Source organism: Limnospira indica PCC 8005 (genome assembly GCF_000973065.1).
Lineage (GTDB): Bacteria > Cyanobacteriota > Cyanobacteriia > Cyanobacteriales > Microcoleaceae > Limnospira > Limnospira fusiformis.
The window spans coordinates 2,640,126-2,664,018 of sequence record NZ_FO818640.1 but is presented as its reverse complement, the minus strand read 5'-3'; the positions used below and the strand labels follow the sequence as shown (position 1 = coordinate 2,664,018).

Here is a 23,893-nt window from a genome sequence, read left to right as displayed (position 1 = left end):
GACCTCCTTAAAATCGCGAGTTGGGTTCAAGTTGATGACAATAACTTATTCTGATATTCTTGATATTTTAACCTTAACCACTGATTGGCGGGTAGTTCTATCATAAAGGTGATAGCAGATGCCAAAGCTATAGACAAAATGATGGCTAGGATAATACTTAGGTTAGGATTAAAACCATATTGGTAAAGTTGTCTAATCAAGGCATAGCCGATATTTTGGTGGATTAGGTATAAGCTATAAGAAATAGTGCCTAAAAAAATTAACGGCTGCAACCTGAGCCATTTCAAATAACCCTGAGTTCCCAAATATAGTAACACTATAAAACTGGCTACTATAATAGTTGTAGACCAAGAATTTTCCCAGGGATAAGCAAACCTTTGGGCCAAAACACAAATCATAATTATCAGGAATCTATGAATCGAAAAACCTTGCTTATTCACCTTGTAAATCATTAATCCTGCGATAAATAAATGTGCATATTTAATGATAATTAGTTCGCGTACTATACTTTTTAAGTTAGAAATTATTCCCATTGATAAATAATCAAGGTTGTTTAAAGTTGAACTACCCATTAAAAAATAATTATTTGCTTCTAAGTAATTTTCACTATATGAAAATTCAAATCCTCGGCTTGCCATATAAGTTTTAATCGAATAAAATAAAGTTAATGCTAACCATCCAGATACGACTACTTCTACGCGCTTTAAAAGTCTCAGTTTGTAGATGAGTAACATCATTATATAAAAACAAATTTCAATTCTGAGAGTCCAATATACCTTATCTACATTGGGAACATTAAATAACCATTGAAACATTGTCAGATTTAATAAAGCGTCTGAGAAGCTGACTTGTAGATCTGGTAATTGAGCGATCGCTGTAATTGTAAATGTCAAAATAATCCCCACCCAGTAAGCCGGATACAGTCGAGAAAAGCGCTTGATTATAAAGTCTAAACAGCTTTTCGTTCTTTCCAGGGTAATCAAAATCACAAAACCACTGACAATAAAGAAAAACTCAACTCCATGTCGTCCCAATCCCCAATAAAACCAGACTTGATCGGAATGCCCATACAGTGTACTATACTGACTGGTGTAATGAAATAAGACCACACTTAATGCTGCGATTCCTCGCAGCACATCCAACTCCCACAATCTTTGAGAATTTTTGGTATTTCCCTCTTGAGAATTATTAGCCATTGAGTTGCTCCATGCTTAATGATTTTTGGCAAAATTGTCCAACCAAGCGAGTAAGTTAAGCTTGTGCAAAATAATTTGTCTAGCTTCGGCGATCGCCTCTCTAGCTTCATACCAAGCATCAGCAGTAGCAGTCACCTCCTTAATGTATTCTAACCCTTTTTCATCCAGGCTTGGCAATCTCAGAAAACTTCCAGGTGGTAATAACTTATCGGCTGCCGGTCCTCCATAATAAATTGGCAAACACCAAGCCAACAAAGAATCCCAGAGCTTTTCACTCACATATAAATCATTGTCAGCATAATTTTCAATCGCTAAATTATAGTAGTAAGGTGCCATACCCTGCCATTTATTACTTAGTTGTCCTCGATAGTTGGAGGCGGGAGGCAACTGGCGGCCATACAAATCAAACTCCACATTTACTTCTTGCATTAGTCCTAAAAAATTCAACCTCTGCTGATGGTTTTCACTGCGATTAATTCCCGAAGTAATCCAAGAACAAAAAAGCTCTTTGGTGGGTGGTTCCATTTCATTAAGTTCTCGAAAGGAATTATGATGATACCAAATGGCTGGCATATAATCAGGAACTGGAGCAAAGTTATCTGGTCCAGAAACATAATCACAATACAATTCAGCCTGCCGGTAGTTATATTGAGTTCTTTCAACGACTTTACTTAAAGGCGGTTCTCGGAGCAGATAAATCATGCGTTCTTTGGGAACACCCCTAAATTTTTCCCTGAGATCGGGTGCTGGTTGCTGTGGTTTAACCAAGTCTTGCAGGCGATCGCGCCAGGAAGTTTTTTGACGAGGCTTAGGAAAATCAAATTGATACAGGAGTAAGAAATCAGGATGTGGATGAGTTGACTGGATCGCGATATTTCCCCATCTGCCAAAATGATCAGGGGTTTGTTGCCACAACCAATCTGTTTGATTGGCGTTTGGGTAACTGGTAATCATACCAACAATTTGGGGTTCCATTTTGATTTTACCTATGATTAATTAACTAACTCTGGTCGCATTGATTCATCGACATAACTGAGAATTTTCGTGATTCGATTTTCACAAGAAAACTGAGTAGCAAACTCAATAGTTTCTGGATATCCTCCCGTCTTTCTAGGATAGGTTGACAAAACTTTTTCAATACACTCAGCGAAAACGGTGGGATGGTCTGGTTCACACCATCCCACCGCAATATTTGATGACTTAAATTCCCTTAACGGGGGAATTTCGCTGGCGGCAATGGGGGTTCCTGATGCTAGATAATCAAAAAACTTTAAAGGAGATGTAAAAGTTGCTGCCTCAGTCATGAGATGAGGGTGAGCTAAAACATCAGCTGCTTGCAGTAAACTGGCGAGTTGATCTTGAGGGAGAAAACCCAGAAATACAGCATTATCAACTTGATTATCTTTGGCTTTTGTTTGGTACTCTAGTACCTGAGATTGATTACCTCCAGCAAATGCGAATTGAATTTTGGGTAATTTTTTAGCCACATCAATGAGCAGATCCACACCTTTAAAAGGATAAAGTCCCCCCGAGTAAACAACTAGATGGTTGCGTTCATTTGGGATAAGTTTTTTTCGCCATTCTTCGGCTTCTTGATCATGTCTACATATAAATAGGTGATTAAAACCGTTATGAAGTTTGATAGTTTTTTCGGGAGGCATACCGTTAGCAATCAAATTATCTTTAACAGTATCTGCTACTGTAACCGCTATTTGAAACCAGGGAGATCTAACAATTTCTGGCGGAAATTTTTTCTGATCATAATGGTGTTGTTCGTAGATGACTGGTAATCTATGTTTAATAGCAGCTTTAGCGAAATTCCAATCTCGAGTATGAACAATTTTAGTATCAGGTTTGATATGAACAGGCAAGTAGTATTTTGATACAACAGTGCTAGAGTTTGTCCATTTACCACCCCACTTGGCATTCACAGGCCACGGCATGGGTAAGGGAGAGACTTTGAGGTATTCTTGTATATTATATTGTTCAATCAGTTGTGGCTCTGGCTTTTGGGGATTAAAGGGTCGCATCAACCCAATTGGGTTAAAAGTGGACTTTTGGGGACTCATATAAGCCAAAACAGTTTGGTAGCCCAAATTTGCCGCGGCATTCGCCGAATGAACCACTTGAACTAAACTCGCTACGTTGGGTTGAGGGAGAGTCTTTTGAGTAAAAAATAGGTAATGTTTAGCCATTGAAAATTTATTCCTTAATTTGAGGATGATTCTTGCCTTTTACTTAGCCGAAGTTTAACACTTTGTTCGATAAACTCTAAACTTTCCAGAATGTGGGTAGCCGAATGATAAGACTCATTTAAGAGTTCTTCGCGTTCTTCGGGTTCATCGATCATATCCTCTGACAGTAATTGCAAGAAACCAATCATGGGATTGAGACGAGTCCGAACATCGTAGGAACTCTTGATAATTGCTTGATCGCGTTCGGCTTCGTCGGCAAACTGCAAAGTGTAGAGGCGGGCATATTTTCCCCCTTGAGCTAGTAGTTCATCATGGCTGCCGACTTCAGCTACTTTTCCTTCATCTAAAACGGCAATTTGATCAGCTTTTTGAATAGTGGAAAGACGGTGAGCAATCACTAAAGTTGTCCGTTCTCTGCTGAGTTCTTCAATCGCTTCTTGAACCAGCCTTTCTGAGACTGTATCCAATGCACTGGTGGCTTCATCTAGGATAAGTATATCGGGATTTTGTAGCAAAGCTCTAGCAATGGCTAGTCGTTGTCTTTGACCTCCCGATAATAACACACCGCGATCGCCAATCTGGGTATCCCAGCCCTGGGGCAAATTTTCAATAAATTCATAAGCATTGGCTCGTTTAGCTGCATCAATGATTTGTTCTTCTGTGGCCTCTGGCTTGGCATAAGCTAAATTGTAGCGAACTGAGGCATTAAATAAAAATGTATCCTGGCTCACAATTCCCATAGCCTTTCGGATGCTTTTTATCTCAAAATCGCGCAAATCTTTTCCATCTATCATCACCGCACCCTGACTCGGATCATAAAACCGAGGGAGTAGGGATGCTAAGGTTGATTTTCCTGAACCAGAGCCCCCAACCAAGGCCAAGGTAGTTCCCCGTGGCAAGTGCAAATCGATATTTTTTAAGACCATATCTTTATGCCCTGGATAAGCAAAAGAGATTTGATTAAAATGAATTTCCTTCTCTAAACGCTTAAATTCTTGCTCACCATTCTTCATAAAACTTTTGTTATCCTGTCTTAAAAAGTCATGCACAATTTCTACGGATGCCGATTTATTGGCTGCTTGACTTCGGGAGCTATTTAACCCGGAAATTAGGGGAAGAGTTCTAAATAGTACAAATAAATAGGTGAGCAGAACGGTTGCCAATGATGATACTTGTTCTTGCAAAAATATCCTGCCGATCATCACTAACAAAAGAATCACTAAAATATTAACGACTTCATTGATGGGTCCAATAGCTGCTGAGTTTACCTGCTCCTCAAAATCCGCTTTTTCGCGATCGCGAATTAACTGGCTAACTTGTTCATATTCCTGTTCTTCATTACCGGTAGATTTTACCAATCTAATACCATTAAGTATTTCTAATAGTTTAATTGAATATCCTCTTGATAGTTCTGACAATTTTTTACCAAATCTTTTAGAACGATTAACTATTACCTGATTAATGGCTGTAACGAATAAAAGCAAAACTGTAGCTACCAATGTCAGTTGCCAGGAAATTGCCAACAGCATCGCCACAAATACTAAAATTGTAATCGATGTTATGAGCATCCCAATGTATGTGCTAATGGTACTTGATGCTCTACTGATTTCACCCCCTAATCTGTTGACGATATCCCCCACCTTCATTTGAGAGTAATAGTCCAAATCTACATTCAGTAATAACCGTAAGCCTGACTCTCTCATGTCAGCGGTTAAAGCACGAGTTAACGCACTGGAAGCCAAACTTTTGACATAGTTAGTTAAATTTTTTAAAATAATCGCTAGTAAAATAGCTCCTGTCATTAAGGGTAGACGGTATATTTCTGGCACTGAGTCAAATGGAGACATGATATTTTGAATCAATGCTGGGGCATCTTTTAGGTTAGCTTGCACCCCTAATATATTGAGAATAATCGGGACAATCAAGGTCGTACTGACCCCATTAAATATGGCTCCTGAAAATCCCAGAATGACGATAACTACAATTCTGACCGGGTATTTTCTAGCAAAATTTAACAGTAATTTTTCCGATGACATAAATTATTCCCCTTTTTAAAATTTACATGACTTGATCAATCACATTAGACAGAACATTTGCCATCGCCTCAATACTGTACAATTCTACACATCTTTTTCTAGCCTGTAATCCTCTATCATTAGCAACGTGTAAATCTTGAAATATCAGTTGGAGTGTGTCAGCAATTTGTTCAGGAGAGTTCGGTTCGACCAAATACCCAGTATCTCCTAAAATTTCGGGAATGTCACCAACTCGGCTCGCCAAGACAGGTTTAGCCATAGACATTCCATCGGTCAGCTTCAGGGGAAACTGCGCCCTAGTCGCCGGGTGATCGCGCTGGGGAACCACAATAACATGGGCGGCGGCAACGATCTCCGGCATCTTTTCGGCTGGAAAGTTTGGCAATTTGATAATCCAGCGTCCCCACGTTTCCATGAGTATATCATCATAATTATCATAGGGGCTACCCCCAACAATTACCAACTTGAAATCCGACTGGTCAATCAGATCGAGAGCCATCAATACATCTTCTACCCCTTTATAGGGTCTGGGAGCGCCGGGAAACATTAGTATTTTATATTCGCTGAGGTGATAACGACTTCTACTCATCTCGGGATTATATTTGCTCGGATCGAATAAAGTCGTATCTTTGCCATTGGGCAAATATACACCACCAAAGCGATTTTGAATAAACTTAGTATTGACAGTCACGGCATCACTATAGGACACTAATTTCTCCATCAACTTTAAATAGAAACGATAGTCTGGATTCCTGAGAACCCCATCTTTCTTCAAGATATCTTTGGCTAATTGCTTCGGATTTGGGCTATACTTCCAGTCATCCCCTCCCTGCCAACTGAGTTCCCAGTCATCTATATCTAACACTAAGGGGCGACGACTCATGACTTTTTTAATTAGAGAAATACCGAAGCTGCTGCTTCTGGGTTTAACCGCATAAATGATATCTCCATCAACTTTTTCAAGAATTTTTGGGGATGCGGATATGAAATTTTGATAATTATCATCTACGGCTACGGAGAAAATAGAAACATCAAAAGCTGGAGTCACATAAATATTTTTACCTTCTACCAAAAAACCCAGAATTTCTACTTGATAATTTAGCATTTTTAAAGCTTGGGCGAGCAAAAAAGACCTCACCACTCCAGCCCCCGACATTTCTGGGCTGATGATCGAAATTTTCAATTTTTTGAAATCATGGGGTTGGACTTTCATACTTTTTTTTGACTTTCATGAATTTTGAGTGAATCAATTATACAATTGGGTTCTCTAATTTTAATTCAACACTTTTTGATAAAGTACAACCATTTCTTTACTAACTTCTTTCATCGTCCGGACTGGCTTTATAGACTGACTTAATTGGTGGACTACATCTCGCCTCACAGCGAGATAGGCAATGGCTTCTTGCCAAGCTTCTACAGTGACGGGAACCAGCCAACCATCGATGCCGTGACGGACTAATTCAGCAATTCCACCTTGTTTGGAACCGATAACTGGAGTCCCCACAGCCAAAGCTTCGAGAACGACAAGAGGCCCCGTTTCCAACCACTGGGAAGGTACGGCCAAGAGATCCAATTGTGCCAAAGCCTTTGGAACGTCTTCCCTCGCAAGTTGATCGGCTATTTTAATTCGGGAGTCGGTAGATGCCAAAGCCATCACTTTTTCTCGATTCGCCAGATCTTGTTTACTTCCACCCATACCATGAATAATCAGTTCTACCGGACAATTTGGTGGCAGGCGATGTACTGCTTCTGCCAACATTTGCGCTCCTTTAGTATCCTGCCAACGTCCTAAAAAGCCGATTTTTAATTTTTTTTCTTGGCTCTGCTTTTTTTCAAAATTTCTATTAAAATTCGAGACTCCTTGGCGACACAAAACAATTTTTTCTCTGGCAAAACCGTTCGCAATTAAGCCGTCATAAATCCACTGGCAAGGCGCAATAACCAGGTCTGAAAGCTCGAACATTCTGTGCAGTTTTTTTTGATGATTTATAACTTTTGGAGGTGTACCTATTGTCCTTCCTAACTGCTGCAATCGAACCGAACTCGAAGTTTTTAATTGAGTTTGAAAATTCGTGGCTAAAGACGAGGGCACTCGACTTAATCCTTGTATTGCCCAATTCGGCACTTTTGCCGGCAATCCCAAGCATTGACTACAGCGCACGTCTTGAATTTTTCCATCACAGGGATGTTGGCCATGTAGCATCATAGTACCCCTAAGACATAAGGGTTCTGGCATATGAATGGTCACTAAAGTTTTTAAACCGTTTTCCTTAGCACAATTAAGGTGGTGTACTCCACAGCCGAATCGCCAAGAGTGCTGGTGGTATATATCTGATTTATGGTCGGCTAACCACGATGAAAAATAGTTGAAACCGGTTGGAGGTTCGAGTTCGTAAAGTTGTGCCTGAGTCGGATTTGGAAATAAAGGATAACGATAAACGGAAATGTTATTATGTTGGTAGCTCTGCTCCTTTGTTCCATTTAGGGAAGCACCAACAACACTTTCTATTCCTAGGGATCGCAACTCTTGCACCAAACCATCAACATAGACCTCTGTACCACCGGAACTCTGGGGAAAATACCAACTTAGACTGTGGATGACTTTCATATTGAATCAATCAAACAGTTTATGGGTCTATTTATGGTTCTAACCATCGAGACAAGTCTTTGGAAATCAACCTTTCTAAATTCATAATATCTGACCGATAGATATCTAAGAGTTTTTTTTCTGACTTGGGGCTGGAGTGGAGGCTGACCTAAATTTGTCTGTTTGAGTCCCTCCCGAATCCTTTCCCTCAAGCTGATAGGTAAAAAATTTTTAACCATAGATTTAATGATATTGGGTTCACTCCCAAAATTATGGAAGGTCTGGTTTTTAGGAACTTTTGCCTTTAGTTTTCCCACATTTATTTTCTTTGACAAGTCCGGCTTGAATGTTTTGTCTACACACAAAAAATCAAAAATAGTTACAAGAAACTTTTCTGGATTTTTCCGGTAGTCTTCATAAATAAAAATTCCAATTTGTTCAGGAGCAAATATATCGAAATATCGTTGAAGCTGCTGGTAATCAAATCCAGCCTGTTGATAATGCCACAAATATTCCCAATTGTTGTCAATGCGCTGTGGTTCCGCTTCCAGAGCCACTTCCAAATCATGAATCGGCTCACTGTAATCCCGAATGAGATGCAAAAAACTCGAATAAGCCCTATCTACTGGGTTGCGAAGTACAGTGATGAGTTTAACGTTTGGAATGTAATGCTTGATTCTTTCCGGTACTTTCGGATGGTAAAGATACCAAGCTGATTTTTCACCAATTGCTATTTCCTCAGAAACATCTTGAAATTGAGCTTGGTAATCATCTAGGCTGGTAACAGCCCGTCGCATCAAAGAAATGTCGCCAATTCCTTGAAAGTTCAATTTCTGGTTCTCAAATGCAAAAAAGTGCATTTCTTCAGCATAACTCATGTAAATCTGTGGATGCTGCTTGAGATAATATTCTAAAGAACTGGTTCCTGACTTCGCAGCACCGATAATAAGAAAATTTGGCATTGTCATTGGAGCTGCTGTTATCCTCACTTCAATTTTTACATCTTCACTTCTGTAACTCGCCAACTCAATTTGAGGTTAACCCAGAAATTCCCAAATGTCACGATCGCGATCGCACCCAATTTACCCCTATAGGCATTTAAGCCCAACAGAGAAACTAACCAGTTGAACATTATCACCTTCCATGCTAACTTAACCAGAGCAATTTAACCAAATTTTAATAATATTTTAACTGTTTGACGAAGATCGGACTGTGGGCAAGACCAATCCCGAAAAGTCCATTGATCATTTCTGAGACAATTATTGCTGCCTCAATCATCGCCAAGTAATTCTTAACATTATATGAACCATTCCTCGGAATCATGCGCTCTCAATCTATAGGACTTTTTCTATCACACCAGATAAAACATTAGCCATAGCTTCAATGCTGTAAAACTCTTTACATCTTTCCCTGGCTTTTAATGCTCTGTTATTAGCTGCTTCTAAATCGGAAAAGATTAATTGTAACGTATCCGCAATTTGTTCAGGTGAACTAGGATCAACTAAGTAACCTGTATCCCCTAAAATTTCAGGAATATCGCCAACACGAGCAGCTAACACAGGTTTAGCCATTGCCATTCCGTCTGTAAGTTTTAAAGGAAACTGAGCTCGAGACCTGGGAGTATCTCTTTGAGGAACCACAATAATATGGGCAGCAGCTACAATTTCCGGCATAACAGCAGGTGGAGACTTGGGAAGTTTGATAATCCATCGCCCCCATTTTTCTGTCAATTGCTGATCATAGTCGTCATAAGGACTACCACCAACAATTACTAATCTGATATCTGACTGATTTAAGATGTCCAATGCTGTTAAAACATCTTGTACCCCTTTAGAATAGGTGGGAGCGCCGGGAAACATTAGGATGCGATAATTACTGAGACCATATTTCTCACGACTATTTTCTGGATTGTACAGAGACGGGTCAAACAGTGCGGTATCTTTACCATTAGGTAGGTAAATCCCACCAAAGCGATCGTGTAGAAACTGGGTGTGGATAGTGACAGCATCAGCCTTAGCCACTAACTTTTCTGCCCATCTTAGATATATTGAATGATCGGTGTTGTGCAATGCTCCACCGGGTTCCAATATATCCTTTAATAATTGAAATACAGAGGGTTTATATTGATACTCATCACCACCACTCCAACTTAACTCCCAATCATCTATATCTACAATTACTGGACAGCCACTTTTGATTTTGTGCAGTAAAGCTATACCTAATGTAGGTAGTTTGGACTTATAAACATAAATAATATCTCCAGTAATGTGACTAAAAAATTTGGGTACTGAAGCCAAAAACCTGGGATAGGACGGATGAGTGGGGATGGCAATGATTGGCACATCTGGACTAGAGCTTAACCCTTCTTTATCTCGGCGAGAGAAACCAACGATTTCCACCTCACAGCCTATTTTTTTGAGGGCTTTAGCCAACAAAAATGGTCGCACAGCACCACCCCACCGGCCTGCACCTTGGGAGGATAAATCGCTAACAATTATGGAAACTTTCATTCTTATTAATTACCTCCTTCAGAGCATTTGCGACTTTGATAAAATTTACTAATTAATTAACGGATTTAGGTATGATTTTTGCTGGGGATTTTTTCAAATCATGTTAAAGGTGGTCTGGGTCTAAATAACATAAGTCTTGGGTATGAAAATTGATCTATTGTTTCCATAAATATGGGGCTTGACTCCTAACTCGAATTGGCAAATTTATGGTTTGACCTCTGTAACTCGCCAACTCAATTTGAGGTTAACCCAGAAATTCCAAAATGTCACGATCGCGATCGCACCCAATTTAGCCATATAGGCATTTAAGCCCAACACCGAAACCAACAGGTTGAGTATGATTACATTCAATCCTAACCCCATCAGGCAAATCAGATTAAATTTTAACAATCTTTTAAGTCTTCGATGACCGCCAGACTGTTGGCGAGACAAATCCCGAAAAGTCCATTGATCATTCCAGATAAAGTTATTGATAATCGCCATTTCCGCCGATAGCACTGCACTTAGGGTCAGGGGTAAACCCCAGCCATCTAATAACAGATAAAAGATAGCCATATCGACAAATAAGCCACTAAACCCGACCACTGCAAATCTGACAAACCGACCCACTGGCCAATTATCGATCCGCAATCTTAGCAAATGCTGTAAATACTCAAAATACTGCCTACTGGTAACTTTACTATACCCCTCCTGACGTTCTTGGAACACATAGCCGACTTCCTGAATGTTAGCAATTCTCCCCCGACCCAATACCTCAATCAAAATCTTGTATCCCACGGGGTTGAGGTCGATATTAGCCAGGGTATCGCGCCGCAGCATAAAATAACCACTCATAGGATCAGAAACCCGACCCACTACCCCGGGTAAAATCATCAACCCCAGCATTTGTGCGCCACGAGACAAAATCCGTCGCGCCAAACTCCAATCACTGACCCCACCCCCAGAAACATGACGACTAGCCACAGCTAAATCAGCCCCAGACTGGATTTGCGACCACAATTGTAGTATCGTGTCTAGGGGGTGTTGTAGGTCAGCATCAATGACAGCTAAAATCTCACCCAACGCCACCTGCCAGCCTCTAATTACGGCGGTTGATAGACCCCTTTCTCCTCGGCGGCGCATAACCCGCAACTGGGGATAATAAGTAGCTATGTTGGTGGCGACTTCCCAAGTGCGATCGGGGCTATCATCGTCAATTACAATCAACTCATACTGTCTAGGAATGACTTGATCTAATAACCCGGTGAGGCGATCAATCAAGATGGGTATATTTTGGCTTTCCCGAAAAGTGGGAATAGCTACGGACAGCAGAATTGACGGACGATCCAAATCCGTTGGTTGTGGAACTTCTCCAGAAATCCTTAACGGACCTTCGGGAACAGGTAAAAGACCATAAATCTCTGGGGTGCAAGTATTGACAACTTTACTATTGTGTGGCTTCATGTCACCACAACCGGAACCGGAACTAGAAAAGGGATACATCCAGGACTCCCACACCAAATATAAGCCTAATTACCATAAGGTATTTATTGACGCACTTCAAGTTTCATAGTCGATCGCCTATAAAAGGAACACCCCCACAAGCGATCGCCACTCCGTAGGTTACAGCAACCCATAAAGCCATTTAATCAGTTCTGGTGCGCGTTTAACCCCTTCAAAACGGTCTACCGGTTGACCATTTTTAAAAAATATCAAAGTTGGGAGAGCTTCTATTTGATAATCCGAGGCAATTTGCGGATATTTATCGGTGTCAATTTTGACGATTTGGATTTGTTCTTTCATCTCTTGGTTAACTTCCTGCAAAATCGGAGCCATCATTTGACAGGGACCGCACCAAGTGGCGTAAAAGTCCACCAAAACAGGGACTTCGGAACTCTCAAGAAGTTCCTGAAAATTCTGAAACTGCTTTTTAACTGCCATAATCCCCATGAATTAGCTATTGCTCAATTTCCCATTATATATCGCTGTACCTCAAACCCCATTCCCCTTATCATAATTGAGTTGGAAGTTAACTGGAAAGGAAAAATCCCGATGGAAATGTTACCAGAATCAATGCAGCAGTTAAAACAGCAGGTGGCCTTAGTAACTGGTGCATCTAGGGGTATTGGTTCAGCGATCGCATTAGAACTGGCCCAACAAGGGGCTAAAGTAGTTGTCAACTATGCCAGTTCTAGCACAGCGGCCGAGAAAGTAGTAGCGGAAATTACCGAAGCCGGAGGAGAGGCGATCGCCATGAAAGCGGACGTATCCCAAGCCGAGGAAGTAGATCAGCTAATCAAAGATATTGTAGACCAGTGTGGTGGCATCAATATCCTAGTCAACAACGCTGGTATCACCCGCGACACCCTATTGTTGAGGATGAAACCCTCCGACTGGGAAGCCGTAATCAACCTTAACCTAACCGGAGTGTTTCTATGCTGTCGCGCGGTAGCTAAAATCATGCTGAAAGCGCGATCGGGTAGGATCATCAATATTGCTTCCGTGGCGGGTCAAATGGGGAACCCCGGTCAAGCCAACTACAGCGCCGCCAAAGCCGGAGTCATAGGTTTAACCAAAACCCTAGCCAAAGAATTTGCGACTCGGGGAGTGTTAGTTAATGCCGTCGCCCCGGGTTTTATAGCCACAGACATGACCAAAGACTTAAAAAACACCGAAGAGATCCTGAAATTTATTCCCCTAGGTCGTTACGGTGAACCCAAAGAAGTCGCCGGGTTAGTCAGATTTTTGGCTGCTGACCCCGCCGCCGCCTATATCACGGGTCAGGTTATCAATGTTGATGGTGGCATGGTCATGGCTTAGACCTCTAACCACAGGACTAATAACTTGGGACTGTCCCCACCCCAATTTGGTACGGTTTCCACGAATTAGCACTCGTACACCATGAGTGCTAAATTGACTATTTGGAGAGCTAAATTAGGTGTAATATGGCGAAAATCGTAGCCTTTGACGAAGAATCACGGCGAGCGATCGAGCGGGGAGTCAACGCCCTAGCAGACGCAGTTCGTGTTACCCTCGGTCCAAGAGGTCGCAATGTACTGATAGAGAAAAAATTTGGCGTACCGGATATTGTCAGTGATGGAATTACCGTAGCCAAAGCGATCGAATTAGGAGATCCCCTAGAAAATACAGGCGCGCGGTTAATTCAAGAAGTAGCAGCGAAAACCAATGATGTGGCTGGAGATGGTACTACCACAGCAGCAGTTTTGGCTCAAGCCATGATACAGGAAGGCTTGAAGAATGTGGCGGCGGGTGCGAACCCCGTGGCTTTGCGGCGGGGAATTGATAAAACCGTTCAGTATCTGGTCAAAGAAATTGAATCCTTAGCTAAACCCGTCGAAGGAAGTGCGATCGAACAGGTAGCCACAGTTTCCGCCGGGAATGATAAGGAAGTGGGAGAGATGATCGCCCTAGCCATGGACAAAGTGACCAAAGACGGAGTAATCACCGTTGAGGAGTCCAAGTCCCTAACCACCGAATTAGAAGTTGTGGAAGGGATGCAAATCGATCGCGGTTATATTTCCCCCTACTTCATCACCGATAGCGAACGGATGACAGTAGAGTTAGACAATGCTCGTGTCCTGATTACCGATAAAAAAATCAGTGCCATTCAGGATATTGTCTCCGTCCTGGAAAAAGTCGCCCGTTCTGGTCAACCCCTGCTCATTATAGCCGAAGACATCGACGGGGAAGCCCTAGCCACCTTAGTTGTCAACAAAGCCCGGGGTGTGTTGAATGTAGCTGCTATTAAAGCCCCTGGTTTCGGCGAACGTCGGAAAGCCATGCTCCAAGATATTGCCATTCTTACCGGGGGTCAGTTGATTTCCGAAGAAATTGGCTTAAACTTGGAAACAGCCACCGTAGAGATGCTAGGAACAGCCACTAAAGTCACAATTAACAAGGACTCCACCACCATTGTTTCTGGTTCCGGTCATCAAGGTGAGATCCAACAGCGGGTCGAACAATTGCGTAAGCAACTGGCAGAAACTGATTCCGAATATGATCAGGAAAAACTGCAAGAACGTATTGCTAAGTTAGCTGGCGGTGTGGCAGTCATTAAAGTTGGTGCGGCTACGGAAACTGAACTGAAATCGCGTAAACTTCGTATTGAAGATGCTCTGAATGCCACTAAAGCTGCTGTGGATGAGGGAATTGTTCCCGGTGGCGGTACAACCTTAATTCACTTGGTCAAAAAGGTAGAGCAACTGGCTGCAACTTTCAGCATAGAAGAGGAAAAGCTGGGAGCTAAAATTGTGGCACGAGCTTTAGAAGCACCTCTGCGTCAAATTGCTAATAATTCAGGGGTTGAGGGTTCTGTAATTGTTGAACAAGTCCGTAACAGTGACTCTAATATTGGTTACAATGCTTTAACGGGTAACTTTGAAGACTTGATTGTGGCAGGAATTTTAGACCCAGCCAAGGTGGTTCGCTCTTCCCTGCAAAATGCTGGCTCAATTGCGGGAATGGTGATTACCACTGAGGTTCTCGTGGTTGAGAAGCCTGAGCCTAAACCAGCAATGCCAGATATGGACGGCATGGGTGGTATGGGTGGTATGGGTGGTATGGGTGGTATGGGTGGCATGGGTGGCATGGGAATGATGTAATTCCTGCCCATCAACCTATAACCTATATCCTCAGTTCATCGAATAGGGAGTCTTGCGGCTATTGGAGGACTCCCTCTCCTCGTTGTCAACTATTTGGTTTCAGCCTGGGAGTACATCCAAGCCTAGGGGTAAGTTTAGGGAAATGGTGGTTTGTTGGTTAGATTCGCTTTCAATTCTCCACTGGCCGCCATGCAGTTCTACAATACATTTAATAATACTTAGTCCTAGTCCTGAGCCTTGCTGTTCGTACAGTTTTCGCTGAAATTGTACATGAGCGCCAATTTTACTGATTTGTTCCGGGGTCATACCTCGACCGCGATCGCTTATTTTTAGTAATAAAAATTCCTCACCTACTTGACTAATTACCTGAATTGGTGTACCGGGTTCCGAAAATTTACAGGCATTATCAATCAATTCTACTACCACTTTTTCAAGCTGGTTAGCTGCCATCTGTACCGTGGCATTTTCTAGGTCAAATTCTAGGTCTGTCTCCCTTTGGTGTTCTTGGGCTTGTTGGGTGGCGGCTTTGATAATAACTGATTGGCTGTCTTTGACCTGAATGGATCGGAGCGATCGCACTTTTTCTACATTTAAACCGATAATTTCTAAATCTGCATATAGCAAAAAATTGATGATTAAACGATAGAGGCGGCGACCGGAAATCCGAATATCTTGCAAAATTTCCTTGATTTCATCCGGTTCAAATAAGTCTAAATTTGAGAGTAGTAACTCCGTATTACTGATGATGCCATTTAGGGGAGTTCGTAATTCATGAGGGAGGGAATGGGTGATATTTTCCCGTAATTCCCGGATCTGTATTTCCGATTGCTGTTTGATTAAAGACTGTTTTTCTAATCTGATGGCGATCGCTGTTAACAATTCTTCCATAGAACAGGGTTTAGTTAGGTAATCATCCGCTCCTAAATTCATCCCCTCCCGTAAATCATCGCGATCGGCTTTAGCCGTTAAAAATATAAACGGAATTGTCGCCGTTTCCATATGGGATCTTAACTCCTTTAATACTCCATAACCATCTAACTCAGGCATCATCACATCACAGAGAATTAAATCCGGTAAATGTTTGTGAGCCTGTTCTACACCCAACTTGCCATTCTCAGCCGAGATCACATCAAAATCTTCTATCTCCAGTAATTCTACCAAATTCTCCCGAATTGTCTCTTCATCCTCAATTACTAAAACTTTAGCCATATTAATTCTGCTTTCGTTTATTCTAATTTTGTACCTATACCTAGATCGGTTAAATCAGTTAATAGGTTCAATTATGCCATATTTAGATATTTAGGAAACCTCTGTGATTGGCAAAATCACTGTAAATGTGGTTCCCTGTCCTAATTCACTGTCAACAGTAATCTCTCCTCCATGCAAATCTACAGCTTGCTTAACAATAGATAATCCTAATCCTGTACCTTTGATGTTTCCGACATTAGAACCACGTTCAAAGGCTTGAAATAGCTTTTGTTTATACTCTGGTGGTAAACCTATACCCGCATCCTTAATCCGAAAAATTATCTGATTTTCTTGGCGAATAACATCAAAATTAATCACCCCACCATCGGGAGAATATTTGATAGCATTGGATAATAAATTAGCTAGAATATGACCCAGCAATTTGTCATCTAACATGATCGGATCATCTAAATCTCCCGAGGTTCTTAATTCGAGTTTGTGTTGGTCATTCACTTGCACCATTAACTGGTCTATTAAGAGTTGGATCAACTTGACCACATTAACTAACTTAGGAGCAAAAGTCAATTTTCCCGAACTAGACTTACTTAATGTTAAGACATCTTCTAGTAATTGATTCATACTATTAATTGATGACTGGATTCGCTGAAAATGTTTAAGTTTTTTCTGCTCATCTAGTTTCGAGTCATATTTAGCTAACAAATCCGTAGACATTTGAATAGAAGTTAGAGGGTTTTTTAAATCATGGGATGCTATGGATAACAGTCGTGTTTTTTCAGCTTCTAACTCCTGAAATAAATTCAGAGATTCCTTGACTTGTACTTCCTGCTCATATCTCTTTAATGCCATGCGAATAGCTGCATGAACTTCTCGCTCCTTAAAAGGCTTTAAAAGATAACCATAAGACCCAGTAGATTCAGCTCTTTCTAGGGTACTATCATCAGCATAAGCCGTCAGGTAAATTACCGGAGTTCCATATTGTTCATGAATTTTAGCGGCGGTTTCAATACCATCCATATCCCCTTTAATAACAATATCCATTAATACTAAATCAGGGTTAGTTTCTGCAACTTTGGCGATCGCCGCTAGTCCCGAAGAAACAATCCCCACTACAGTATATCCCAAAGACTTGAGTTTTCTGGCCAATCCTTTAGCAATTAATAACTCATCCTCGACAATCAGAATTTGGACAGTGTTCATGGTATTGCACCTAGTTGGTTTGGTATGCTGAAAATTATCGTAATTATACAAAATTGATCACCATTATTGATGTTCTCATATAACAACTTAATAATTTCAATATCTTTGTCTATAGGACAATTCCGAGAAAATCAGTTTAAATGCTGTTCCCTCGGTTACGTCCAATAGTTCTAAGTTTCCTTCTATCTGCTCAGTCAGGGTCCAGATCAACTCCATTCCTAGGGATTCCACATTGCGAATATCTAGTCCTTCTGGAATACCGACCCCATTATCCCGGATAATCAAAGTAATAATACCAAGATCATCTTGATGAAGTTCTAACCCAAGTTTACCAGGACGTTCATCGACAAAGGCGTGTTTAAAAGCATTAGATATCAGCTCATTGACAATTAAACTACAAGGGTTAGCTGTTTCCAGGTTAAGTTCAACGGATTCTATATCTAATTCTAAGTCAACTGTGTGAGCTTCTGTCCCGTAAGAGTCAAATAGTTGCTCAACTAAATCATTGAGATAGTCGCCAAAGTTAATCCTATCCAGACCTGTTGACTTATATAGTTTTTCGTGAATCAGAGCCATAGATTGAATGCGTTGTTGGCTATCTGACAAAAGTTTGATTACTTCTGGGTTGTCCGTGTAATCCGATTGAAACTCTAATAAATTGGAAACTACCAGCAAGTTATTTTTCACTCGGTGGTGAATTTCTTTCAGCAAAATTTCTTTTTCTTTAAGGGAGTTCATTAATTGTTCTTCAGCGTGTTGGCGTTCGATCGCCGTTGCTAAAACATTAGCTACACTTTGCAGAAAGTGTACATCCTCCTGCACAAATTCTCTAGTTTCGGTCGTATAAACCCCCAAAATGCCATAATAGGAATTTTGGCTTTCAATGGGAATACTGATCCCATTAATATGGGGAAACTGATAAATATTTGACGACGGTTCTATTCCTAGGTTAAGGTGGTGGCTAGGAGAGGGTGTAGTTGATGATGATTCAGGTAAAATAAATGAGTAAACCTGGTGATATTTGTCAGTTTTTAAGCGATGATTATGGGTGTGTTGATGGTTAGCGATCGCCACCGTCAGGCGATCGGGTTCAGACACCCGTATTTCTAATAACTTACAATAATCCACCTGTAAACATCGACCCACCATCCCGACAATATCCTGAATTAATATTTCCGAGTCAATACCCAAGAGAGCTTTTTGTCCAACTTCAGCTACCATAGCCTGCTGATAAGCCTTAGTCGCAATTTCCGCCTCAATTTTTTGTCGCTCCGCAATTTCAACTCGCAACTTTTCGTTAGTTTCTTGTAGTTGAGATGTTCGCTGTTCCACCAGCATTTCTAAGTCTTGGTTCAATTCTTGCAGAGATTTTTCAGCGGATTTTAGTTCACTAATATCAGTGAGAGTTCCCACAAAACCAACTATTTCATCATCATCATTTAGCTCAGGAACAGCTTGGGAAAAAACCCAAACCACCTGGCCTTCACCATGACAAAAACGATATTCTAACTGAAACATTTGATGATTATTAACGCATTTATTCCATTCATTAATTACCCGCTCTCGGTCATCAGGATGAAGCCTTTTAGTCCAACCATGCCCAAACATTTCCATGACTGAACAGCCAACCAAATCACATCCACGCTCATTGATATAGACAAATTTACCTTCAGCATCAGTCCGAAATATCCCCACCGGAGAAATATCTGTAAGAGTCGCATAGCGAGCCTCACTTTCCCGCAAAGCCTCCTCAACCTGACAACGTTCAATTTCTAATAACTCCCGTTCCGTCACATCTTGAACTAATGACAAAATCGATATAACCTGATGGGACTCATCCCGTAATACTAAGTTATACCATTCACAGTAGATTACTCTCCCGTCTTTGGTATAGTTACGATTCTTACAAATATTTTTATTGGTTTTGTCTCCGAGTAAATCACCGATAACTGTTTCTACTAATTGTAGGTCTTCTTCAAAAACAATTGGCCATTCTCCCCAATGAATACCTATGATTTCTTCAGCCTTCCACCCAAAGATTTTTTCCGCTTGCTTTCCCCAATATTGTACCTTAAATTCTGGGTCCCATTCAATCACAGCTAGAGGAGAATTTTCCACGTGCGATCGCATTTTATTATGAGCTTTTAATAACTCTTTTTTTGACTGTTGTTGTTCCTCCAAGTACCTGGTAAGCATTTGATTAGTTTTTTGCAGTTCAAGGGTACGTTCTTGTACCCGTTGTTCCAATTCCGCCGTCAGACTTTTTAAAGCTGATTCAGCTCGCTTATTTTCAGTAATATCACGAGCAACCCAAGCTACAGATTCCGAGGAAATGGGGGAGATATTTGCCGAAAACCACAAGCAATCACCTTCCACATTCAGATGATATTCAAAATTTATAATTCTCCCCGTTTGCAAACATTGATTAACTTTTTCTCTAAAAATATTGTCCGGGTAATCAGGAGAAAATAGCTGCCGAGTTTGGTTAATTATTGGAGATGTATTACCCTCGTATTTTGTACCTAGGTATTCATGATTATTTTGCCGGGACTTGCGGGGAGTCTGAATCGAATTGGTGCGAGTATTAATAATCAGGATAATATCAGTCAAAGCATCAAAAAATGTCAGAAGATTCGGTTCACCAGTTCGCAATTTTTGTTCAATCATGCGGATGATACCCCGTTGACTGATTTCCCCCTGTAGTTGGGCATTGGTATTTTGTAATTTAGCCTTAAATTGTGCCAGTTGCTGTTGCAGCTTAGTGGGGCTAATTCTACTGAGAATATCATGGTTAGGATGGGAATCAACAAGTTTTTCTATCACCCGATACTCAGGAATTATTCCAGTTAAATAATCTTTCTCATCTAGAACTGGGATATAGTGAATTTTATGGGTTTTTAATTTTTGAATAATTGCATAAATGTCCAGCTCATCTGCTTCTCGCCAGACCACAGGGGGTTGTCTCATCACTTCAGACACAACCAAGTCCCCCGGATTTTCCCCCGCACCAATTAGCTGCACCACGTCCCTTTCCGTCCACATACCCACCAATTTCCCATCTTCCACCACCAGTACACAACTGTTAGGGGGGAAGTTTTCTGTTCCCCACTGGTCTGAGGGCTCCTGACTCATTAAAGCCATGACCTCCATGAGGGAGGTATTAGGAACAACCGTTAGGGGGTCTCTATGGATGATGTCGTTTAAAGTTGGACTGGACATAAGCCAAGGGTTAATCGTGGGTGTAGACATTGATTCCCCTACTCTCCTTGATCAGATATTAGGATTAATAACATAACAACTTATCACAGTTTCAGCGGTTCCGATCAAGTCAAAGCCATTGACAATCAACAGTTGAACCTGTTAGTTAAGTTATATAGAGTATCTTGTGACTGATTTTTATGATTAATTAACCATTGGGATAATTGATAGCTTAATCAAATTTATGATAGTAGAATCAACAACCTTTCATCGAAGGGGGATGAGCAATTTTTCTGATTTTGATAGATTTTGAGCCTCCCTTAATTTGTTGGTAAATCTTGATTTTTCCTAGAGACTTTTTAGCAAAGTTAAGTTATGCTCAAACTACAAACAAACTTGAGCAATAGGTTTCATGAAAACCAAATCTTGGTCTTTAATGGCAGGTATAGCTGTGACCGCATTTTCTTGGGGAATTGTCCCAGCTTGGGCGGAAAATTGGATTTTTATGGGTGAGGCTGCCACCGGGGAAGATGTATATGTAGATGCTGATAGTATTTCACGGAACCGGGAAGGGCTGAGATTTATTTATAGCATTGGTGAAGAAACCATCTATGCAATAGCTTGCTGTGACTCACGCACCTGGTATGTCAGCGGTTACGATGAAGTATATTCCCCAAACAGTCACGCTACCTCTGATATGATTGATTATGTCTGTTCCCAGGAATAACCAGTCTCAGTAATCTTTTAACCACAATTTAACTATCCATGGGGAGTCAATAAACCGGAGATTTATTACTGCGGGTATAGTACCAAAGTATAACCCTTGGAAATCCTCAAATATGGATTATATAAAGGCTATCAATTGAGTAACTGGTGAAATGGGCGGGATGTCCGTTGCTGTATATGCCGCCCTATTTTTAAGATTAAGCTAAACCAGCGGCTTGAATTGTCTGCATAAGCCTGTCGATATTGATGACAATATTAATATTTTTGCCGATAAGTTTCGGTTCATTTTCCGGCAAATTATCTCCTAATATAGGATAATATTCCAGTTCACAAATACCACTCAATAATCGATAAATTGACGGACAATAATCTGGGGATAAGATTTCAATAACTGTAGTACCAGTTTGACAGAAAGCTAAATTAGTGAGTCCCGCACCGTGGGGGCTAATAATCACTTCGGAAGTAGCGAAAAGTTCCGCTTGTTGTTCAAGAGTCATTGATTCTAATTGTACTGGTTTAATATTAAACTGTGTTAGGCATTCTATCACCTGGGAATTATTCAAGACCTGGCGAGATTGTGCTAAGGTGCGATCTATATAAATTCGCTGTTTAGTATCCCCCAGACTCGGACAAAAAGTGTGTTTGAGAAAATCACAATTCCACTGGCTAATTTGTAAGCCTCGGTGGGATGAAAGGTTAGGAGTTGGGATAATTATTTGCGCGGCTTTCAGATGATTGATATCTTTATTGCTGATGATTTTTTCGGGTGGAATTTTGAGGGTCTCTAAAGCCTGTTTCTGGTAAGGTGTCTCCCAAGCATTTACCACAAATTTATCAATTGAGTTCAGGTCAATTCCCGCAGCTTCTAATAAATGAAAACGGGCGATAATATCTAACATCCAGTGAAAATATCCCGCCCCAAAACGCACGGATAAAAAGGCAACCACACCATCAATTTCATGGGGTGGCGGTAGGTGTTCGGATACGGCGACAAACTCCGCCCCACCACTAGCTAAATCAGTGACTAATTTGCCATCATCTGTGAAAACTGCACTGGTCGCCATATCTCCCCACACGCGCCCATTTTCGACAATAGCCACGCCGAAATCTCCGGTTGATATCTGACAGGTTGTAAATGTTTCGGGAAGGTTGGTAATTAAAATATTAGCGGGTTTAATCTCAATAGTCTTAGCTGGGTATATGAGGATATATTGAACACTAGGATGGGTTGGGCTGGTTGTGGTTTTTTCTGATAAATTAGGCAATATTTCTCGGATAAATTTTGATGATAATTTTTTGAAGTTTAGGGCATTATTGGCATCCTCAATTAAACCTCTATGGGCTAATATTTGGGCAAAATGATGATAGGCTTTGAGCAAGTCTGGCTTCCGTTTTAATCCCTCTATACATAGGTCTTGTAATTCTTGCCAACGTTGCTTTTCGGTTAACAGTTGTGCGAGAATCTCATAAAGCCATATTAACTCTGGTTTCAGTTCGATCGCTTTTTGATAAGCCGCGATCGCCTCATCAATATGACCTGCTAATTTCAGTGCGTGACCTAATTTTTGATGTAACCAAGAAAGTTGAGGATTGAGTGTAATGGCTTGGCGATAATTAGCGATCGCTTCTTCAATTTCTCCCGTTTCTAGTAAGCTATCTCCTAAACTCATATACAGCCAATCTACATCAGGTTTTAAAGCGATCGCCTGACCACAGACCGGAATTAATTCCGACCATTTTTCCTGAGTTTTCAAAACTTGGGCTAGTCCATAATAATAGTAAAACTGGTTCGGGTTAATTTCGATAGCCTTTTGATAGCATTTCACCGCCTCTTCCCACCTTTCCTGTTGTTTAAAAATTCCCCCTAAATGATGATAAAATACATCCGATTGATTAGGATAATTGACAATTGCTTTTTGATAAATAGCGATCGCCTTTTCTAATTGCTGTTGCTGTTGTAACTGATTCCCCAAATTCAGATAATCTTGAAAACTCACCGGGTCAGCACTTAACAAAATAGCTTTACACCAATATTCTGTAGCCTTTTCCGGCTGACCACATTGGGTAAACACCTTAGCCAAATTACGATAGAACCCCGCCATATTAGGGCGAATTTCCAGAGCCTTTTCATAGGCATTTATCGCCTCATTCCAGCGTTTATTTTGGGCGTAAAGACTTCCTAAATTAGCATAAACTTCCGCAAAATTAGGCGCGATTTTTAAAGCACTATGATAACAAGACTCCGCCGCCGTCAAATCCCCTTGTAACTGTCTTATCGTCCCCAAAGTTTTATAAGACAACGCAAAATTAGGGTCGATTTTTAACGCTTGTTCACAACAGTTAATCGACTCCCCCCAATTCCTTTGTTTTAAATAGTAAACTGCTTTTTCATTAAGTTGAATAACTTCCGATTGCAGATTATCATTATTTGACATTTT

Annotated in this window: 18 protein-coding genes; 3 read left to right on the top strand and 15 right to left on the bottom strand. The window is 40.9% G+C overall.

The window, feature by feature from the left end; all coding sequences use genetic code 11:
- Window positions 1-26 precede the first annotated feature (26 nt).
- The 11 genes from XZ46_RS11620 to trxA form a co-directional block, all read right to left on the bottom strand.
- Complete coding sequence (locus XZ46_RS11620; RefSeq protein WP_006669698.1) at window positions 27-1,196, bottom strand: acyltransferase family protein; 1,170 nt, start codon at window positions 1,194-1,196, stop codon at window positions 27-29.
- A gap of 15 nt (window positions 1,197-1,211) precedes the next feature.
- Complete coding sequence (locus XZ46_RS11615; protein ID WP_008050654.1) at window positions 1,212-2,171, bottom strand: glycosyltransferase family 10 domain-containing protein; 960 nt, start codon at window positions 2,169-2,171, stop codon at window positions 1,212-1,214.
- A 17-nt stretch (window positions 2,172-2,188) separates the two neighbouring features.
- Complete coding sequence (locus XZ46_RS11610; RefSeq protein ID WP_006625822.1) at window positions 2,189-3,391, bottom strand: glycosyltransferase; 1,203 nt, start codon at window positions 3,389-3,391, stop codon at window positions 2,189-2,191.
- Window positions 3,392-3,405: 14 nt separating this feature from the next.
- Window positions 3,406-5,427, bottom strand: a complete 2,022-nt coding sequence (locus XZ46_RS11605) for an ABC transporter ATP-binding protein (RefSeq protein ID WP_006669696.1) — start codon at window positions 5,425-5,427, stop codon at window positions 3,406-3,408.
- Between the two features lie 22 nt (window positions 5,428-5,449).
- Window positions 5,450-6,640 carry a glycosyltransferase family 4 protein gene (locus XZ46_RS11600; protein ID WP_006625824.1) on the bottom strand — a complete coding sequence of 397 codons (1,191 nt, stop codon included), beginning with the start codon at window positions 6,638-6,640 and terminating at the stop codon, window positions 5,450-5,452.
- 60 nt (window positions 6,641-6,700) lie between these two features.
- A complete protein-coding gene (locus XZ46_RS11595) occupies window positions 6,701-8,035 on the bottom strand; it encodes a glycosyltransferase (RefSeq protein WP_006625825.1) in 1,335 nt (444 codons plus the stop codon).
- A complete protein-coding gene (locus XZ46_RS11590) occupies window positions 8,032-9,039 on the bottom strand; it encodes a sulfotransferase family protein (RefSeq protein WP_228116535.1) in 1,008 nt (335 codons plus the stop codon). Before XZ46_RS11590 ends, XZ46_RS11595 begins: the two co-directional genes overlap by 4 nt.
- A complete protein-coding gene (locus XZ46_RS37520; RefSeq protein WP_006625827.1) occupies window positions 9,012-9,146 on the bottom strand; it encodes a hypothetical protein in 135 nt (44 codons plus the stop codon). Before XZ46_RS37520 ends, XZ46_RS11590 begins: the two co-directional genes overlap by 28 nt.
- A 202-nt stretch (window positions 9,147-9,348) precedes the next feature.
- Complete coding sequence (locus XZ46_RS11585) at window positions 9,349-10,524, bottom strand: glycosyltransferase (protein WP_006625828.1); 1,176 nt, start codon at window positions 10,522-10,524, stop codon at window positions 9,349-9,351.
- Between the two features lie 204 nt (window positions 10,525-10,728).
- A complete protein-coding gene (locus XZ46_RS11580) occupies window positions 10,729-12,006 on the bottom strand; it encodes a glycosyltransferase (protein ID WP_008050650.1) in 1,278 nt (425 codons plus the stop codon).
- Window positions 12,007-12,126: 120 nt separating this feature from the next.
- Window positions 12,127-12,453, bottom strand: coding sequence for a thioredoxin (gene trxA / locus XZ46_RS11575; protein WP_006625831.1), 327 nt, complete (start codon window positions 12,451-12,453; stop codon window positions 12,127-12,129).
- Between the two features lie 102 nt (window positions 12,454-12,555).
- Between trxA and fabG the strand changes: the two genes are divergently transcribed.
- Together fabG and groL are read left to right on the top strand one after the other, a co-directional pair.
- The gene (gene fabG, locus XZ46_RS11570) at window positions 12,556-13,323 is read left to right on the top strand and encodes a 3-oxoacyl-[acyl-carrier-protein] reductase (protein ID WP_008050647.1); all 768 of its coding nucleotides are present in this window, start codon (window positions 12,556-12,558) and stop codon (window positions 13,321-13,323) included.
- Window positions 13,324-13,448: 125 nt separating this feature from the next.
- The gene (groL, locus tag XZ46_RS11565; RefSeq protein ID WP_006625833.1) at window positions 13,449-15,125 is read left to right on the top strand and encodes a chaperonin GroEL; all 1,677 of its coding nucleotides are present in this window, start codon (window positions 13,449-13,451) and stop codon (window positions 15,123-15,125) included.
- A 99-nt stretch (window positions 15,126-15,224) separates the two neighbouring features.
- Here groL and XZ46_RS11560 read toward each other — a convergent pair whose 3' ends face one another.
- From XZ46_RS11560 to XZ46_RS11550, 3 genes are all read right to left on the bottom strand, one after another.
- Window positions 15,225-16,334: a hybrid sensor histidine kinase/response regulator gene (locus XZ46_RS11560; RefSeq protein WP_008050645.1), complete on the bottom strand. Its 1,110-nt coding sequence runs from the start codon at window positions 16,332-16,334 to the stop codon at window positions 15,225-15,227.
- Window positions 16,335-16,424: 90 nt separating this feature from the next.
- Complete coding sequence (locus XZ46_RS11555) at window positions 16,425-17,531, bottom strand: hybrid sensor histidine kinase/response regulator (protein WP_006625835.1); 1,107 nt, start codon at window positions 17,529-17,531, stop codon at window positions 16,425-16,427.
- Between the two features lie 96 nt (window positions 17,532-17,627).
- The gene (locus XZ46_RS11550; RefSeq protein ID WP_048895061.1) at window positions 17,628-20,780 is read right to left on the bottom strand and encodes a PAS domain S-box protein; all 3,153 of its coding nucleotides are present in this window, start codon (window positions 20,778-20,780) and stop codon (window positions 17,628-17,630) included.
- Between the two features lie 361 nt (window positions 20,781-21,141).
- On the opposite strand from XZ46_RS11550, the gene XZ46_RS11545 reads away from it, so the two are divergent.
- Window positions 21,142-21,456 carry a hypothetical protein gene (locus XZ46_RS11545; protein WP_008050641.1) on the top strand — a complete coding sequence of 105 codons (315 nt, stop codon included), beginning with the start codon at window positions 21,142-21,144 and terminating at the stop codon, window positions 21,454-21,456.
- Between the two features lie 196 nt (window positions 21,457-21,652).
- Here XZ46_RS11545 and XZ46_RS11540 read toward each other — a convergent pair whose 3' ends face one another.
- Window positions 21,653-23,890, bottom strand: a complete 2,238-nt coding sequence (locus XZ46_RS11540; RefSeq protein ID WP_008050624.1) for a tetratricopeptide repeat protein — start codon at window positions 23,888-23,890, stop codon at window positions 21,653-21,655.
- Window positions 23,891-23,893 lie beyond the last annotated feature (3 nt).

Coding starts and splice junctions, on each gene's coding strand:
- XZ46_RS11620 (WP_006669698.1), bottom strand. CDS start 1,196: ATGGCTAATAATTCTCAAGAGGGAAATACCAAAAATTCTCAAAGATTG.
- XZ46_RS11610 (WP_006625822.1), bottom strand. CDS start 3,391: ATGGCTAAACATTACCTATTTTTTACTCAAAAGACTCTCCCTCAACCC.
- XZ46_RS11540 (WP_008050624.1), bottom strand. CDS start 23,890: ATGTCAAATAATGATAATCTGCAATCGGAAGTTATTCAACTTAATGAA.
- XZ46_RS11605 (WP_006669696.1), bottom strand. CDS start 5,427: ATGTCATCGGAAAAATTACTGTTAAATTTTGCTAGAAAATACCCGGTC.
- trxA (WP_006625831.1), bottom strand. CDS start 12,453: ATGGGGATTATGGCAGTTAAAAAGCAGTTTCAGAATTTTCAGGAACTT.
- XZ46_RS11595 (WP_006625825.1), bottom strand. CDS start 8,035: ATGAAAGTCATCCACAGTCTAAGTTGGTATTTTCCCCAGAGTTCCGGT.
- fabG (WP_008050647.1), top strand. CDS start 12,556: ATGGAAATGTTACCAGAATCAATGCAGCAGTTAAAACAGCAGGTGGCC.
- groL (WP_006625833.1), top strand. CDS start 13,449: ATGGCGAAAATCGTAGCCTTTGACGAAGAATCACGGCGAGCGATCGAG.
- XZ46_RS11560 (WP_008050645.1), bottom strand. CDS start 16,334: ATGGCTAAAGTTTTAGTAATTGAGGATGAAGAGACAATTCGGGAGAAT.
- XZ46_RS37520 (WP_006625827.1), bottom strand. CDS start 9,146: ATGTTCAACTGGTTAGTTTCTCTGTTGGGCTTAAATGCCTATAGGGGT.
- XZ46_RS11580 (WP_008050650.1), bottom strand. CDS start 12,006: ATGTATCCCTTTTCTAGTTCCGGTTCCGGTTGTGGTGACATGAAGCCA.
- XZ46_RS11585 (WP_006625828.1), bottom strand. CDS start 10,524: ATGAAAGTTTCCATAATTGTTAGCGATTTATCCTCCCAAGGTGCAGGC.
- XZ46_RS11545 (WP_008050641.1), top strand. CDS start 21,142: ATGAAAACCAAATCTTGGTCTTTAATGGCAGGTATAGCTGTGACCGCA.
- XZ46_RS11555 (WP_006625835.1), bottom strand. CDS start 17,531: ATGAACACTGTCCAAATTCTGATTGTCGAGGATGAGTTATTAATTGCT.
- XZ46_RS11550 (WP_048895061.1), bottom strand. CDS start 20,780: ATGTCTACACCCACGATTAACCCTTGGCTTATGTCCAGTCCAACTTTA.
- XZ46_RS11600 (WP_006625824.1), bottom strand. CDS start 6,640: ATGAAAGTCCAACCCCATGATTTCAAAAAATTGAAAATTTCGATCATC.
- XZ46_RS11615 (WP_008050654.1), bottom strand. CDS start 2,171: ATGGAACCCCAAATTGTTGGTATGATTACCAGTTACCCAAACGCCAAT.